1 protein-coding gene is annotated in these 270 nt (G+C 60.7%); it reads right to left on the bottom strand.

All coding sequences use genetic code 11. The annotated features are described in order from the left end of the window. The coding region (locus tag C2I19_RS19415; protein ID WP_146056879.1) for a transposase at positions 1-270 on the bottom strand (270 nt) is incomplete at both ends.

Here is a 270-nt window from a genome sequence, read left to right as displayed (position 1 = left end):
AAAGCTTTTGTGCGAAGCCCAGGCATCGATCAGCGTGCCGTCGACGCTGAAATGCTCGTCGCTGGTGAGCTTGCCCCACTCGGCCAGGCTGCGTACCCGAATGAAGAAGGCGCGGGCGACGTCTTCGGTAAACAAGCGGTCGCGGTTTTGCGAGAAGGTCGAGTGATCCCATATGCGGGCATCGGCGGAAAGGCCGACGAACCAGCGAAACAGCAGGTTGTAGTCCAGTTGCTCGACCAGCAGCCGCTCGGAGCGGATGGTGTAGAGCAC

It is taken from the genome of Chromobacterium alticapitis, assembly GCF_002924365.1.
GTDB lineage: Bacteria > Pseudomonadota > Gammaproteobacteria > Burkholderiales > Chromobacteriaceae > Chromobacterium > Chromobacterium alticapitis.
This window is presented reverse-complemented; position numbering and strand designations above follow the sequence as displayed.